Below are 14,689 nucleotides of genomic sequence, written 5' to 3'. Positions count from 1 at the left end.
ATGGTCCACCCTAACTTTCCTGCGATCTTTTATTGAAAGTTGTCAAGGGCAAATACCATTTTTAGTAACACTGTTTTTGTTAGCTGATGTCAACAGTATTAAAATTCGAATCCCAAAATTATTTAAAATGTCCTTGTCCACCAAGGATTTTGAGGATATGTGAAAAATAAATCATGATGAGAATCAATATATTAATCTATTTCGCTCTCAAGTTGTATCAGGACGGGAAAATTCCTAAATTATAAATTAGTGAAAACCTTCCCTATGAAATAATGAAACTTAGCGTAAATGGTAAAGAATATTTGGTGGAAGCAACCGAAAACCCTAGTCTGCTTGAGGTGTTGAGAGATCAATTGAACCTCACCGGAACCAAGTATGGTTGTGGAGAAGGAGCTTGTGGCGCATGCAAAGTGTTAATCAACGGTAACCCCCTTCCTGCTTGTATAACTCCGCTTACTTCAGTTGCCGGGAAAAATATAGTAACCATTGAAGGGATAGCACACCAGGGTGAGTTGCATCCGGTCCAAAAAGTATTTCTGGCAGAAGATGTTTTTCAATGTGGCTTTTGTGCCTCAGGAATGATCATTTCAGCTGTCGCTCTTTTGGAAAAGAACCCTGAAGCCGGTGTTCAGGAATTGATCTCAGGATTGAACGGTAACATTTGCCGCTGCTGTACCTACCCGGCAATTATCGATGCACTGTCTAAATTAAGTCAAAAGAAAGCTGAGCAATGAGCCTTAAACAAGATGAAAACCCTTTCCAAACTTTAAGTGATTTTAAAAGTCCCAAAGGAAGGATGTCTAGAAGAAAGTTTTTTAAACTTATGGGAGCCGGTGCAGCCACCTATATTTTGCTTTCAGATGTATTCGTTTCCTCTGCGGCTTCTGTTGATGATAAGTTTGAATTTCCGGACAAAGAACTGATTTCTTCTTGGATTCATATTTCTGAAGCGGGAATAATTACTGTATTTACGGGAAAGGTGGAGATTGGGCAGAACATACGCACATCCTTAAGTCAGGTAGTGGCAGAGGAGTTGTCTGTTGCTCCTCACGAAATTAACCTGATTATGGGAGATACTTTACTCACCCCTTATGATCGGGGGACCTATGGAAGCCTGACTACACTCCAAATTTCCCCTGTGCTTAGGCTTGCGGCAGCAAACTTAAGAGAGATTTTATTGGAGGAAGCTGAAAAGGTATTGGGTATATCCTCTTCCAAACTGCAGTTAAAAGACGGGAAGGTGATGGATGCCGACTCATCCAATAGTGTTGACTTTGAGCACTTATTGGAAGGTAAAAAAGTGCTGAGAAAAATCAATAAAGATGTAGCAACAATAAGCCCTGAGCAGTGGAGATTTGCAGGTCATTCTGTGCCCAAAATTAACGGAAAGGATTTTATTACAGGAAGCCATAAATATGTATCTGATATGGTTTTGCCAAATATGGTATATGGTAAAATATTGCGGCCACCAGCTTATGGAGCTGAACTGCTTCGTGCCGATACTACAAATGCCGAAAATATCCCCGGCATAATGCTGATAAGCGACGGAGATTTTATTGCGGTTGTAGCAGACAGCCCGGGAAAAGCAGCCATGGCTTTGGCTTCAGTCGATTCCTCCTGGGGACCGGGAAAGCTTATTGAGCCTGGAGCGCTATTTGAGCATTTGGTCAAAAGCTCCAAGGATGGAAAACCCAAAAGGCAAAGCCTAGAAGATAACTATGAGGAAGCTCCATTGAAATTAAATCAGTGGTTTGAGATTGATTATATCGCACATGTCCCCTTGGAAACCCGGGCAGCATTGGCCAGCTGGAAAGACGGAGAAGTGGAAGTTTGGGCAGGGACACAACGCCCTTTTGGTTTACATGAAGACTTGGCAAAAGAATTTGATCTACCATTAGATAAAATACGCGTTCATGTTCCCGATACTGGTTCCGGCTACGGAGGAAAGCAAACCAGTGAAGTAGGGATTGAAGCTGCAAAATTATCGAAGGTGGTTGGCCGTCCCGTAAAGGTTTGCTGGACCAGAGAAGAAGAATTCAAGTGGGCTTATTTTCGACCTGCAGGAGTAATTGAGGTGAAAGCTTCTGTAAATAATGGGAAGATTAATACTTGGGAGTTCCATAATTATAACTCAGGTGCTGCAGGTATTGATTTTCCTTATTCAGGGGCTGAAGAACATGTTGAGTTTCACCGTTCATCTTCACCATTGCGTCAAGGATCCTATCGGGCCTTGTCCTCTACTGCCAACGTCTTTGCCATGGAGTCCACAATCAATGATTTGGCAAGGGAATTGAAATTGGACCCTTTGCAATTTAGAATAGCGCATCTGGATAAACCAAGATTAATCAATGTAATAAAAGCAGGCGCCGAGGCCTTTGATTGGGGAAAGGAAAAGAAGCAATCTGAAATAGGGTATGGAATGGCTTGCGGTACGGTAAAAGGAGGCTTTGTCGCTACCTTCGTTGAGATGGAGGTTGAAAATAAATCGAGGAAATTGAATGTACGTAGGGTAGTGACGGCCTTTGAATGTGGTGTCATCATCAATCCCCGGCACCTTAAGAGTCAGGTTATTGGGTGTGTACTGCAAGGTTTAGGCGGCGCACTATTTGAAGCGGTAGATTTTAAAGATGCCAAACTGACCAATCCCGGTCTTTCTTCCTACCGAGTGCCTAGGTTTAGTGATGTACCGGAAATGAAAGTAGTATTATTGAACCGAAAGGATCTTCCATCCTCCGGAGCAGGAGAAGCCCCCATCGTATGTATCGCTCCAGCATTGCGGAATGCAATTCATGATGCTTGCGGAGTAAAGCTTTATAGGCTACCCATGTTGCCATCAGGTGTGGTGCCTGAGCACACCTGATGGTCAATTGGTCTTGTTATGAACTGTATCAAAGGATGAACTGAGAAAGGTCTCGGTTTTTCACCAAAGAACTTAACCTTTCATTGACAAGGTCTTTGGTAATCATGATTTTGCTATTGGGACCTATTGAATCCGGTACATCAAACAAAAAGTCATTCAGTAAATGGCTCATGACGGTGTGCAGCCTTCTTGCCCCAATGTTTTCAACTTCCTCATTGATACTAAATGCCAATGAAGCTATTTCTTGAATGGCATCGTCTGTGTATTCCAAATAAACTTCCTCAGCTTCAAATAAGGCCTGATACTGTTTGGTGAGGGCATTTTTTGGGTCTTTGAGTATTTTGTAGAAATCCTCTTGGGTTAGGCTCGTAAGTTCTACTCGAATTGGGAACCTTCCTTGCAGCTCGGGAATCAGGTCCGAAGGTTTGCTTACATGAAAGGCTCCTGCGGCTATAAACAACACATGATCTGTATGTACCAATCCATATTTGGTATTGACAGCACTGCCTTCTACAATAGGAAGCAAATCTCTTTGTACACCTTCTCTGCTAACATCCGGTCCGCCTGATTTACTTGAACTAGAGGCAATTTTATCAATTTCGTCGATAAATATGATCCCATTGTTTTCCGCAAGCTTAATGGCTTCTTCTTTGACCTCATCAAAATCAATAAGTTTGGAGGCTTCTTCTTCCATCAAAATCTTTCTGGCTTCCGAAATGGTGACTTTCCTTTTTTTGGTGCGCTTAGGCATCATATTGCTAAGCATGTCTTGAATGCCAGCCATACTGGCTTCATCCATCATGCCATTTCCCACCATGCCAATCCCAGCAGGGGAGGACTGCTTAACATTGATTTCTATTTTCCGTTCCTCCAGCTCTCCATGCTTCAATTTTTCTTTGAATCTCTCCCTGGTTTTTTCATTAAGCTCTTGCTCGCTGGCATTGTCGGGATTAAAATTCTCTTTTTGCGTAGTGCTGAAACCTGTACCTCTAACGGGAGGAATCAAAATATCCAGAAGCATGTCTTCAACAATCACTGCAGCTTTTTCCTTTACTTCTTCATTCTTTGCTTCCTTAACCAGATTTACTGCATGTTCCACCAAATCCCTTACCATGGACTCTACGTCCCTTCCGACATAGCCTACTTCGGTAAATTTGGAAGCTTCTACCTTCGTGAAAGGGGCATTGGCTATTTTGGCTAACCTTCGGGCAATTTCAGTTTTACCCACTCCGGTAGAGCCAATCATGAGGATATTATTAGGGACAATGTCTTTTTGAAGATCAGATTTCACCATAAGGCGACGAATCCTGTTTCTTAGGGCAATCGCAACATTCCTTTTGGCCTCTGTCTGTCCTATTATATATTTATCCAGTTCAGCAACAATTTGCTTTGGTGTTAAATGGTTCATGTTTTCAGTTCTTTTACGATGCTTCAGTTTTCTTTTCCTCACTTTCGAGGCTGAAATTGATCGGATTCGATACTTTTTCCTCTAAAAGGGCCAAGGCTAAAACTTCGCTTACGTGGTCTACAAAATGAAATTTGACTCCTTTGAGGTAAGAATCATCAATTTCTTCGATGTCTCTTTGATTTCTATTGCAAAGGATGATTTCTTCGATACCGGCTCTTTTTGCAGCCAATATTTTTTCTTTAATTCCACCAACGGGCATCACTTTACCTCTCAAAGTGATTTCTCCTGTCATGGCCAATTTTGTTTTTACTTTTCTCTGGGTATAAACAGATGCGATGGCTGTAAGCATGGTAATTCCGGCAGAAGGTCCGTCTTTAGGTACAGCTCCGGCAGGCACATGAATATGCAGATCGTACTGATCAAATACCCTATAATCTATGTCCAGCTCCTCCGCATGAGATTTTAAATAAGAAATGGCTGTCATGGCAGATTCTTTCATAACATCTCCCAACTGACCGGAAAGGGTTAGTTTTCCTTTTCCTTTACTAATACTTGCTTCAATAAATAAAATTTCTCCTCCCACAGAAGTCCAGGCAAGGCCTGTAACAACTCCCGCCAGGGAGTTGTCTTGATAAAATTCTTTGTCGAATATTTCACCACCTAATATTTTCCTAACCAAGGCAGGGGTTATTTTTTTCTGATAAGGTTCTTCCATTGCTATAGACTTGGTAATATTCCTTATGACCTTCCCAATCTGTCTTTCCAGACTCCTAACACCTGATTCCCGGGTGTAATCCTCAATGATTTTTATCAAAGATTCATTGGAAAAAGTAATGTCCTTGGCTTTTAGCCCATGTTCTTTTCGCTGCTTTGGAACCAAGTGTTTTTTTGAAATTTCCACTTTTTCTTCCATGGTATATCCGGTGACCTCGATGATCTCCATCCGGTCTCTAAGCGCAGGTTGCAAAGTTTCCAAGGTGTTGGCAGTGGCAATGAATAACACCTTGGACAAATCATAATCTACCTCCAGGTAATTGTCTACAAAAGCATTGTTCTGCTCGGGATCCAATACTTCTAAAAAGGCAGAAGATGGGTCTCCTCTAAAATCAGTACTCAGTTTGTCTATTTCATCCAAAACGAATACAGGGTTTGAAGATTTGCCCTTTTTCATGTTTTGGATGATTTTACCCGGCATGGCACCAATATAGGTTTTTCTATGTCCTCTAATTTCCGACTCGTCATGGAGTCCTCCCAAAGACATTCTCACATACTTTCTTCCCAAGGCTTTAGCAATGGATTTTCCTAGAGAAGTTTTTCCTACACCGGGAGGTCCATATAAACAAAGAATAGGTCCTTTAAGGTCTTGCTTTAATTTCAAAACAGCCAAATATTCAATGATTCGATCTTTGACTTTGTCCAAACCGGAATGATCACGATCTAGGATTTTCTTGGCTCTGTTAAGATCAAAGTTATCGGTAGTAAAATCATTCCATGGAAGATCTACCAAAACTTCTGCATAGTTAATGGCAATAGGGTATTCTGCTGTGGCAGGATTCATTCTCATGATTTTATCCAATTCTTTATTGAATTGGTCAGCCACAGATTTTGGCCATTTTTTCTTTTTACCACGCGCCCTTAATTCCTCGACTTCCTTATCCGGTCCCTCATCACCTAGTTCTGTTTGAAGTACCTTCATCTGTTGCCGCAAGAAATAATCCCTTTGCTGTTGGTCAATATCAGTATGGACTTTTTTCTGGATTTCATTCTTCAGCTCCAGCATTTGAATGTCCTTCATCATGAACTCAAGCAAAAGGGTGGCCCTTTCTATGCCATCATTGATTTCGAGTAATTTTTGTTTGGACTCAACCGGTGCATTGATATTGGAAGAAAGGAAGTGAGTAAGAAAAGGCGTGCTGTCAATATTATCTAAGGCGACCTGAGCTTCTCTAGGAATTTCAGGGTTTAGTTGCAAGATTTTTAAGGCAGCTTCCTTTAAGGATTGCTCTAAAGCCTCTATTTTTTCATCATTTTTAGGAAATGTCTCTTCTAAGTAAGAGACATTTGCCTGAAAATAAGGATCTTCCGTAATTTCTTCTTCTACTTTAAAACGCTTTTTACCTTGAATAATGATGGTGGTATTCCCGTCTGGCAACACGATCATCTTCACTATTTTAGCTATGGTGCCTACTTTATAGATATCGTCCCAAGAGGGGTCTTCAATGTTGGAGTTTTTTTGAGCACACACACCAATTAACTTGTCTCCTTTTTGAGCTTTCTTAACAAGTTTAATGGATCGTTGTCTTCCAACAGTAATAGGAATTACTACCCCGGGAAACAAAACGGTGTTTCTGACGGAAAGAATAGGTATTTCTTTGGCGTAGTTTTCGTCTTTTTGGCCATTTTCATCCTCATCATCAGTAATTAACTGAATTAAGTCGCCTTCTCCCGAAAAATCTCCCATCATTAGTGATTGATATAATTGATTGTCGTTATTGTTCATACAGACATTATGACAGGTATTGTGTCATGTTAATTTGTTGAAATATGAAAAACCCTTATGAATAAGGTTATTATATAAACCCTGTCCAAGGCTTATGCCAATTTATTTCCTTTAACAAATTGTCAGGAAATAAAAGTTAAGGGCAATTTAAAAATAAGGGGATATTATTTCCCCTTTATGGTTTTTTTCGGTAGTTAACTTCCGGTAAAAAGCTTAAGGATGTCGTTTCCTATGGCAAATACCATAATTGCTAATAGTAATACCATTCCAATTTTCTGGGCGTTTTCAAGAAATCTATCTGAAGGAGTTCTTCCTGATACCATTTCATACAACAAAAACATTACATGGCCACCATCTAATGCGGGAATAGGTAGTAAATTCATAAATGCCAAAATCATGGAAATTAGCCCGGTTATGGACCAGAATTTAATCCAATCCCAGGTAGAACCATATATTTTAGCCATCCCAATAGGTCCACTAACATTTTTGGTAGAAACTTCCCCTGTAAACATTTTACCCATGGCTCTGGCATTAATGATCACCACACTGAAAGCCCTTTCTGTTCCCAATGGAATAGATTCTGCAAAAGTATATTTTTTGCGAACAGGCTCAATTAAGTTTTTTGCCGCTATACCAATGGTGCCGTCCTCTAATACCTTTGTACTAGTAATAATTTCTTGTTGATCCCTAACTATCGTTAGGTCTACAGTCTCGCCCTTATTCGCCGCCAAGGCATCTTGTAGCTCATTGAAGTATTGGATGGGTTGTTCATTTACAGCGATGATTTCATCCCCTTTTTGAATACCCGCTTCAACAGCTGTTCCCTTAGGGTTTACTTCAAGAATTTGAAAGGGGAATCGAATGCTAATGAAGTTAGACATGCTTTCTTCATTTGAAAAAGAATTGATAAATCCCCTAGGGATTGTGATCTTCTTTCTTTCACCGTCTCTCTCTACAGTATAATAGCCGTCTGAGCTTAACAAAGCATTGCCGCTACTTAGGTCATTCAATGACTCATAAGGTTCCCCATTGATGTCTAATATTTTGTCTCCATCCTGTAACCCTATTTGTTGACCAATATCATAGGCAACAATCCCATGTTCAATCACCTGGTCTCTTGAAAAGTAAGTTTCACCTTTACTGTATACCAAAAATACGAATATGATAATTCCGGTGACTACGTTTACAATGATACCACCAAGCATCACAATTAATCTTTGCCATGCAGGTTTGGATCTAAACTCCCAAGGTTGGGGTTCATCAGATAGTTGCTCAGAATCAAGGGATTCATCCACCATTCCAGATATTTTAACAAATCCACCTAGGGGAATGGCTCCAATGGAGTACTCTGTTTCTTTCCATTGAAAACCAATGATTTTTGGAGGGAATCCTATAGAGAACTTTTCGACACGCATGCCAAACATTTTCGCTGCCAGCAGGTGTCCCAATTCATGTAAGCCGACCAATATCGACAATCCGAGTAGCAATTGCGCTACCATTATTAATGTATCCATTCTTTATTTTCTACTAATTAATTCTTTTGAAATTATTCTTGTTTCCTTGTCTGTAGCAATTAAATCTTCCAAACTTGGTTCTTTAATAAAACTAATTTTTTCCATACTCTGTTCAATCAAGTCTGACATTTCAAGAAATTTGACTTTATCTTTCAAAAATGCAGCCACTGCGATTTCATTCGCAGCATTAAGTGAACAAGCAGCATTTCCTCCTTTTTCTAGTGCCGTAAAGGCCAAGTCCAAGTTTTTGAATGTTTTTCGATCCGGTTTCTCAAACTGGAGATTTGGGTATTCAGTAAAATCAAACCTTTCAAAATTTGATTTTACTCTATCAGGATAGGACAAGGCAAACTGAATAGGAATACGCATGTCAGGTAGTCCAAGTTGCGCTTTGATCGAACCGTCTTCAAATTGAACCAATGAATGGACAATTGACTGAGGGTGAACAACGACTTCAACCTGGCTTGCATCCAATCCGAATAGCCATTTTGCTTCGATCACTTCTAGCCCTTTGTTCATCAACGAAGCTGAGTCTATGGTGATTTTAGCTCCCATATCCCAATTGGGATGCTTGAGCGCCTGTTCTTTGGTTACATTTTTTAAATATTCCCTATCTCTACCTCTAAAAGGGCCTCCTGAGGCGGTAAGTATTATTTTTTCGATTGGATTATGAAATTCACCAACCAAACATTGAAAAATTGCAGAATGTTCAGAATCTACAGGGTAGATATTTACGGCTTTCTCTTTGGCTAACTTGGTGATAAGGTCACCCGCCACTACCAGGGTTTCTTTATTAGCCAAGGCAATGGGCTTGCCCGCTTCTATCGCTTTGATGGTCGGGATCAACCCTGCATAGCCAACCAAAGCAGTAAGCACAATGTCAATAGTTTCCATTTCTACTACTGAGGCAAGGGCATTGTCTCCTGCATAAACCTTGATAGGTTGATTACTCAAAGCCTCCTTAACTTCAAGGTAATGGCTCTCGTTGCCAATGACTACTACATTCGGTTGGAAGGCTAAGGCCTGTTGGATTAATAAGTCTTTGTTATTAAAAGCCGTAAGGACCTCAACTTCAAATTTGTCAGAATGCTGCTCAATTACATCTAAAGCTTGTGTACCTATACTACCTGTTGAGCCTAAAATGGCCACACGTTTCATTGTAGACATGGAAATTTTTTACTTACAAAAAAAGCACAATGCCCAACTTGGCATTATCCGTTATTTTCTACTGACAAATTTACAAGGTAAAACCAGTATTCCCGTTTTTTTTAGACTTTTTAAACCATATGTTTTTTTGGCACAAAATTGGGAAAGAATTTACATTGTGATTTTTTGCCATAAGAAAGTTTAAAAAATGTTAAATAAATTGGCTTGATTCAGTGAATGGCCGTATTTAATTAAGTATTCAAAGTCTTTAGTTATGTTTAAAAATATTGGTTTAGTTCTCGTTGCGTTTTTAGGTGGGGTGATTGGTTCTTTTGTGTTTCACCAGTATTTGAGTGAGGATCCGTATTTTAATAACCCTGAGCAATTCAGCAGGTCTGAAGAAATTCCAATGTCTCAAGTGCGTCATCGGCCTCCCATTGAAGAAGCCAACCAAAACCTTGGGAGCCCGGTGCCGGATTCTTTTGTGGAAGCTTCCGAAAACAGTACCAACTCTGTGGTGTTTATAAAAAACTTTTCCGGGACTGATTCTCGAAGGTATAGTATATTTGATTATTTCTTTGGTCAAGGTATGGCACAGCAGACAGTTAGCACAGGTTCAGGGGTGATTTTTTCTGAAGATGGTTATATCATTACCAATAACCATGTCATAGAAAAAGCAGAAACCATTGAAGTAATCCATAAGAAAAGAACGTATAAAGCCAGTTTAATTGGCTCAGATGCAAATACGGATATTGCAGTTTTGAAAATTGAAGCAGATAATCTTCCGGCCATAGAAATTGGGAGTAGTCGGGAATTGAAAATAGGGGAGTGGGTTTTAGCAGTAGGCAATCCTTTTAACCTTACTTCCACAGTAACGGCAGGAATAGTGTCAGCAAAGGAAAGGCAAATCAATATTATGGGGGGTGATTTTCCTTTGGAATCATTTATCCAAACAGATGCCCCAATAAATCCCGGAAATTCAGGTGGAGCTTTAGTCAATATAAATGGAGAGTTGGTGGGAATCAATACAGCTATTTTGAGTAGAACAGGTTCCTACACCGGATATGGTTTTGCTGTTCCTGTTGATATCGCTACCAAGATTGCCAACGACCTTATTCGATATGGTGAGGTTCAAAAAGCAATTCCGGGAATTGAAATTAAAGAGATTTCCCCTGATTTGGCTGAGGAAATGAATCTACAATCTTTAGATGGTGTCATTGTTTCTCATGTGATAAGGAACGGGGCCGCAGAAAAATCAGGAATGGAAGTCAATGACGTGATTGTGAAAATTGATGGAACAGAAATTTCAGGAAAAGGGAGCTTTGAGGAGGCCTTGTCTTATTATTACCCGGGTGACAAAATCCAGGTTACTTATCAAAGAAGGGGAAAACTCAACACTGTTCAATTGACCTTACAGAACCTCTTGGGTGGAACCGGAGTTATCAATAGATCTTTTTATGCATCTGCCTTATTGGGGGCAAAACTTGAAACCATCAACGCAATCGAGATGGATCGGTATGGTGTACCCTATGGGGTGAAAATATCTTCCATGACCAGAGGCTATCTTAATGATCTTGGATTTGGAAATGGATTTATCATTACAGATGTCAATGACCAGCCGGCAAAAGATCCGGAAAAAGTTGGTAAGTTTTTAGAAGAATTTAGTGGACAGTTAAGAATCGAAGGTTTAACACCGGGAGGCCGCTCTTTCGCTCAATCTTACTCTGTCCGATAGCCAAACCCATCATGAACACATTCTGCCCTATGGTCAAAGTGGGTAGTATGTGTTTTTACTTTAGAGCATTTTCGTTTTGGTTCGGCTTATTATTTTTAGGAATTATTTAATGTTATCTAGAAAGTAGCTTTGGGCTATTCGGCTTTTTGAATGGGCTTTGCATAGGGCAATCTGTCCAATTTGCTAGTGCTATGGTAACTATCCAAACCCGAGACAGTAATGGTTCCTATTTTATTTAATTCAATAAACCCATCATCTTCAACAGCATCAGCAGCTACCCATACTTCTTCTATGTTGGCTACGATTAAGACCGTTTCATTTACTGCCAAGGTAATTTTATCTTTTAGGACACAGGAAATTTTCAAAGGACTTATTTTTACAAAGGGAGCTTTGAAGTCATTCAGGAATTCTTCCTCCAATCCTGTGGCTTTAAATTCTGATTGTGTCCATCTTGCACTGCATTGGTGTGCTTTTTTGTAAAAATTTTCATCCACATGGTTTAATGTGAAACATTTATTTTGAAGAATGTTTTCCAAGGTATGTCGTTCCACGGTATGGGGGCGAAATAAAATCCCAACAGTAGGTGGGTTGGCTCCAACATGAAATACTTGACTAAAAGGGGCCAAGTTGGTTTTATTGTTTTCAGTGTTGATGGTTCCAATAAGGTTCAGGCTTTTGAAACCACTCAGGCAATTCACAAAGTTTCTATTGTAGGCTTTGCCTTTACTGATTAAATTGTCTTTGGTAAATCTTTTCATTATTCAGCTATGGCTTCTTCTATGCTGTCACAGTATTTAATATCAAGTTCCCGAATAATATTACCGGGGTTTTCCAATGTGATTTGTTTTTTGGCAATCATGACCAGTTTCACAAACCATGCCTCATTGGGTAGAATTTTCCTATGCGTTTTAATTCCATAAGAAAAGACTTCTTTCTTCCAATCTAAAAAATACCATTCCATACTGGGTTGATGAAAAGCCCTTAAAGCCCTTTTGTCAAAGATGAATTTCTTATAGTTGCCTTCTTTTATGATATTGGTGATTTTGTGAAAAATGGCTTTAAAGTCAGTAATGGGGACATAATCTACCAATAATGTACAAATGATAATCCCTTTTGAATTATTGGTATCAACCCTGGCATACTCTTCTTCAAAAGCAATTTCAAAATCTTGCAACTCCTGTTTATTCAAAGTATCAGTCATAATCATTCTTTTTCTTCATCATTACCTATAGGTAATAAAAATAATTGATTAATGAAAAGAGCTTTTTCTTTTGTTTTTCTCCTCTTCGACAAGCTGTTTGAAATTCTCCAAGTCGTCTTCAAGCCTTACTGCATAATTTATGGTTGTTTTCATTAGGTCTTGCTGTACGGAAATTTGCTCCTTTAATCGGGATAATTCTTGGTTGATCTTTAGTAACTTATCTTCATAATCTCGCTTTAATTGCTCTTTTTCGAGCTTGGCCTTTTTTAGCTCTGCTTTAAAAATTAGATATGATTCCGGTGGAGTCCTCATTTACTTAGCTGTTTTAAATACCAAGGCAATCCTTGCCTATCTGCTCTATTTTTTTTATCGATAGGGGTAATCATTTTATCGCGGAAATTCCCCCGTCAACCTTGATTACCTGTCCAGTGATCCAAGAAGATTGATCAGAAAGTAAAAATACCGTTGAGGCTGCGATATCAGTGGCTTTCCCTACTCGACCAAGTGGATGCCTTTTTTCAGCTGCACTTTTTTTGTCCGGTGTAGAAAGCAGAGAGTTGGCCAAAGGGGTGTCAGTAAGTGACGGAGCAATGGCATTGACACGGATACCATAACTTGCCCATTCGGCTGCGAGAGACCGAGTGAGTCCTTCTATGGCGCCTTTGGCTCCGGCAATAGAGCTATGAAAACCCAAGCCTGTTTGTACTGCAATGCTACTGTACAGGACTACAGAGGCTTCCTTTGATCTTTTCAATGAATTCTCCAAAAAATGGAGCGTTCTTACAGCTCCGAGGTAATTGACCTCAAGATCCTGCCTGAAATCATCAATTGTTAGCCTTTTGAATGGTTTTAAGTTAATCGTTCCGGGGCAGTAAACGAACCCGTGAATAGTTTCAGGTAAGTTGGGTAATGCTTCAAAATCTTTCTCAATATCCAAGTGTTGCTCTCCAGTAAATGACCTGGAGTAGGCATATATTTCGGCACCATTTTGACTGAGTTTTTCTGCTACCTTTTTACCAATTCCACTATTCCCACCAATAATTACTATGTTCTTTCCCTTCATATACACACACAATGTTTACTTAGTAGAATTAATTCACAGCCAAATTGTTTAACTTTTTTCTTGATATAACAGGAAGAGAATAAAAAAAGCTGCTATTTCTTAGAAATAACAGCTTTAAATGCAGTGACTTATAAAATAAACAAATGTTTACCTTGAAAGAGAAATGTATTTAAGGAATTCATTTCTTTTCTGGTTGTCATGTTCAAATTGACCGCTATAGAAGGAAGTGACAGTACTGCTGCTGGTATCACTTACGCCTCTACTGGATACGCACATATGGTCTGCATCCATAATTACAGCTACGTCATCTGTCCCTAAAGCATTTTTAAGCTCATTACCAATCTGAACAGTAAGCCTTTCTTGGACCTGAGGTCTTTTGGCAAAATATTGAACAATCCTATTGATTTTAGACAATCCGATTACATTGCCATTGGAAATATAGGCAACATGTGCTTTTCCGTAAATAGGTACAAAATGATGCTCACAATGAGAGAAAAAAGTAATGTCTTTCTCTACCAGCATTTCATTGTACTTGTATTTGTTTTCAAATAATTTAACCTCTGGTTTGTTTTTTGGATTCAGCCCTGAAAAAACTTCTTTCACAAACATTTTCGCTACTCTTTTTGGGGTGCCTTTTAAACTATCGTCCTTCAGGTCCATGCCAAGAATATTCATGATTTCTTTAAAATGTTTTTCAATCAATTCCATTTTCAGATCATCGTCCATTTCAAAAGCATCTTCCCGTAATGGTGTTTCATGGGAAGAAGAAATATGATCATCTCCTATGTCGTCAATGGCTTGATTGAGATCAATCCCCGCTGAATTCAACAAAGTTTCTTTCTGTTTCATATAATCGAATTGTTAAGTCGTATTTTAATTCAATTTTCTCTCTCAAAATATTCCAAATAACCACAGCAATGTTTTCTGCAGTTGGATTAAGGTTCTTGAATTCATCGACATCTAAATTTAAATTTTTGTGATCAAACTTTTTCGTAACATTATCTTTAATTACATCCTTCAATAGCTTCATGTCATAGACATAACCTGTTTCAGGATCTATTGGACCTGTAAGCTTAACTTCCAAGTCATAGTTATGGCCGTGGTAACTGGGATTGTTACATTTTCCGAAAACTGCATCATTTTTTTCCGCTGACCATTGTGGGTTGTGAAGCCTATGGGCAGCATTAAAGTGTTCTTTTCTATAGATGGCTATTTTCATATTTTATTTAACAGAATTCCAGTAATTTTGTTTTTTTTAAGTT

At 39.2% G+C, this 14,689-nt stretch carries 13 protein-coding genes; 3 read left to right on the top strand and 10 right to left on the bottom strand.

All coding sequences use genetic code 11. The annotated features are described in order from the left end of the window. The first annotated feature begins 272 nt into the window (after positions 1–272). On the top strand, positions 273–734 hold the full coding sequence (locus ACYVHJ_RS07160; RefSeq protein WP_460513576.1) for a (2Fe-2S)-binding protein: 462 nt from the start codon (positions 273–275) through the stop codon (positions 732–734). Continuing rightward, on the top strand, positions 731–2,860 hold the full coding sequence (locus ACYVHJ_RS07155; protein ID WP_460513574.1) for a xanthine dehydrogenase family protein molybdopterin-binding subunit: 2,130 nt from the start codon (positions 731–733) through the stop codon (positions 2,858–2,860). The genes ACYVHJ_RS07160 and ACYVHJ_RS07155 overlap by 4 nt, the downstream gene beginning before the upstream one ends. A 28-nt stretch (positions 2,861–2,888) precedes the next feature. On the opposite strand, the gene hslU is transcribed toward ACYVHJ_RS07155, so the two are convergent. The 4 genes from hslU to ACYVHJ_RS07135 all read right to left on the bottom strand — a co-directional run bounded on the left by hslU (position 2,889) and on the right by ACYVHJ_RS07135 (position 9,449). Then, the gene (gene hslU, locus ACYVHJ_RS07150; RefSeq protein ID WP_460513572.1) at positions 2,889–4,268 is read right to left on the bottom strand and encodes an ATP-dependent protease ATPase subunit HslU; all 1,380 of its coding nucleotides are present in this window, start codon (positions 4,266–4,268) and stop codon (positions 2,889–2,891) included. A gap of 13 nt (positions 4,269–4,281) precedes the next feature. Continuing rightward, positions 4,282–6,768 (bottom strand): endopeptidase La, encoded by a 2,487-nt coding sequence (gene lon / locus ACYVHJ_RS07145; protein ID WP_460513570.1) that lies wholly within the window; start codon positions 6,766–6,768, stop codon positions 4,282–4,284. Positions 6,769–6,962: 194 nt separating this feature from the next. Next, positions 6,963–8,282 (bottom strand): M50 family metallopeptidase, encoded by a 1,320-nt coding sequence (rseP, locus tag ACYVHJ_RS07140; RefSeq protein ID WP_460513569.1) that lies wholly within the window; start codon positions 8,280–8,282, stop codon positions 6,963–6,965. 3 nt (positions 8,283–8,285) lie between these two features. Further along, positions 8,286–9,449 (bottom strand): 1-deoxy-D-xylulose-5-phosphate reductoisomerase, encoded by a 1,164-nt coding sequence (locus ACYVHJ_RS07135; RefSeq protein WP_339904120.1) that lies wholly within the window; start codon positions 9,447–9,449, stop codon positions 8,286–8,288. A gap of 253 nt (positions 9,450–9,702) precedes the next feature. Between ACYVHJ_RS07135 and ACYVHJ_RS07130 the strand changes: the two genes are divergently transcribed. Next, entirely contained in the window at positions 9,703–11,163 is a 1,461-nt protein-coding gene (locus tag ACYVHJ_RS07130) for a S1C family serine protease (RefSeq protein ID WP_460513566.1), read from the top strand. Positions 11,164–11,297: 134 nt separating this feature from the next. Here the strand turns inward: ACYVHJ_RS07130 and ACYVHJ_RS07125 are convergent, their stop codons facing one another. The 6 genes from ACYVHJ_RS07125 to ACYVHJ_RS07100 all read right to left on the bottom strand — a co-directional run bounded on the left by ACYVHJ_RS07125 (position 11,298) and on the right by ACYVHJ_RS07100 (position 14,646). Beyond that, a complete protein-coding gene (locus tag ACYVHJ_RS07125; RefSeq protein WP_460513564.1) occupies positions 11,298–11,921 on the bottom strand; it encodes a flavin reductase family protein in 624 nt (207 codons plus the stop codon). Then, positions 11,921–12,364: a hypothetical protein gene (locus tag ACYVHJ_RS07120; protein WP_339904386.1), complete on the bottom strand. Its 444-nt coding sequence runs from the start codon at positions 12,362–12,364 to the stop codon at positions 11,921–11,923. The genes ACYVHJ_RS07125 and ACYVHJ_RS07120 overlap by 1 nt, the downstream gene beginning before the upstream one ends. A 48-nt stretch (positions 12,365–12,412) precedes the next feature. Beyond that, a complete protein-coding gene (locus tag ACYVHJ_RS07115; protein WP_460513562.1) occupies positions 12,413–12,676 on the bottom strand; it encodes a hypothetical protein in 264 nt (87 codons plus the stop codon). Positions 12,677–12,746: 70 nt separating this feature from the next. Next, complete coding sequence (locus ACYVHJ_RS07110; RefSeq protein WP_460513560.1) at positions 12,747–13,427, bottom strand: SDR family NAD(P)-dependent oxidoreductase; 681 nt, start codon at positions 13,425–13,427, stop codon at positions 12,747–12,749. A gap of 147 nt (positions 13,428–13,574) precedes the next feature. Next, positions 13,575–14,276, bottom strand: coding sequence for a GTP cyclohydrolase I (folE, locus tag ACYVHJ_RS07105; RefSeq protein WP_460513558.1), 702 nt, complete (start codon positions 14,274–14,276; stop codon positions 13,575–13,577). Then, positions 14,236–14,646, bottom strand: a complete 411-nt coding sequence (locus ACYVHJ_RS07100) for a 6-pyruvoyl trahydropterin synthase family protein (RefSeq protein WP_339904391.1) — start codon at positions 14,644–14,646, stop codon at positions 14,236–14,238. The genes folE and ACYVHJ_RS07100 overlap by 41 nt, the downstream gene beginning before the upstream one ends. Between the last annotated feature and the right edge of the window lie 43 nt (positions 14,647–14,689).

The sequence above is a fragment of the Cyclobacterium sediminis genome (genome assembly GCF_054781075.1).
Note: the sequence above shows the minus strand (reverse complement) of the source record. Positions and strands in the feature narration are given on the sequence as shown.

Coding starts and splice junctions, on each gene's coding strand:
- ACYVHJ_RS07120 (WP_339904386.1), bottom strand. CDS start 12,364: ATGACTGATACTTTGAATAAACAGGAGTTGCAAGATTTTGAAATTGCT.
- ACYVHJ_RS07110 (WP_460513560.1), bottom strand. CDS start 13,427: ATGAAGGGAAAGAACATAGTAATTATTGGTGGGAATAGTGGAATTGGT.
- ACYVHJ_RS07130 (WP_460513566.1), top strand. CDS start 9,703: ATGTTTAAAAATATTGGTTTAGTTCTCGTTGCGTTTTTAGGTGGGGTG.
- hslU (WP_460513572.1), bottom strand. CDS start 4,268: ATGAACCATTTAACACCAAAGCAAATTGTTGCTGAACTGGATAAATAT.
- ACYVHJ_RS07155 (WP_460513574.1), top strand. CDS start 731: ATGAGCCTTAAACAAGATGAAAACCCTTTCCAAACTTTAAGTGATTTT.
- rseP (WP_460513569.1), bottom strand. CDS start 8,282: ATGGATACATTAATAATGGTAGCGCAATTGCTACTCGGATTGTCGATA.
- ACYVHJ_RS07100 (WP_339904391.1), bottom strand. CDS start 14,646: ATGAAAATAGCCATCTATAGAAAAGAACACTTTAATGCTGCCCATAGG.
- ACYVHJ_RS07115 (WP_460513562.1), bottom strand. CDS start 12,676: ATGAGGACTCCACCGGAATCATATCTAATTTTTAAAGCAGAGCTAAAA.
- folE (WP_460513558.1), bottom strand. CDS start 14,276: ATGAAACAGAAAGAAACTTTGTTGAATTCAGCGGGGATTGATCTCAAT.
- ACYVHJ_RS07160 (WP_460513576.1), top strand. CDS start 273: ATGAAACTTAGCGTAAATGGTAAAGAATATTTGGTGGAAGCAACCGAA.
- ACYVHJ_RS07135 (WP_339904120.1), bottom strand. CDS start 9,449: ATGTCTACAATGAAACGTGTGGCCATTTTAGGCTCAACAGGTAGTATA.
- ACYVHJ_RS07125 (WP_460513564.1), bottom strand. CDS start 11,921: ATGAAAAGATTTACCAAAGACAATTTAATCAGTAAAGGCAAAGCCTAC.
- lon (WP_460513570.1), bottom strand. CDS start 6,768: ATGAACAATAACGACAATCAATTATATCAATCACTAATGATGGGAGAT.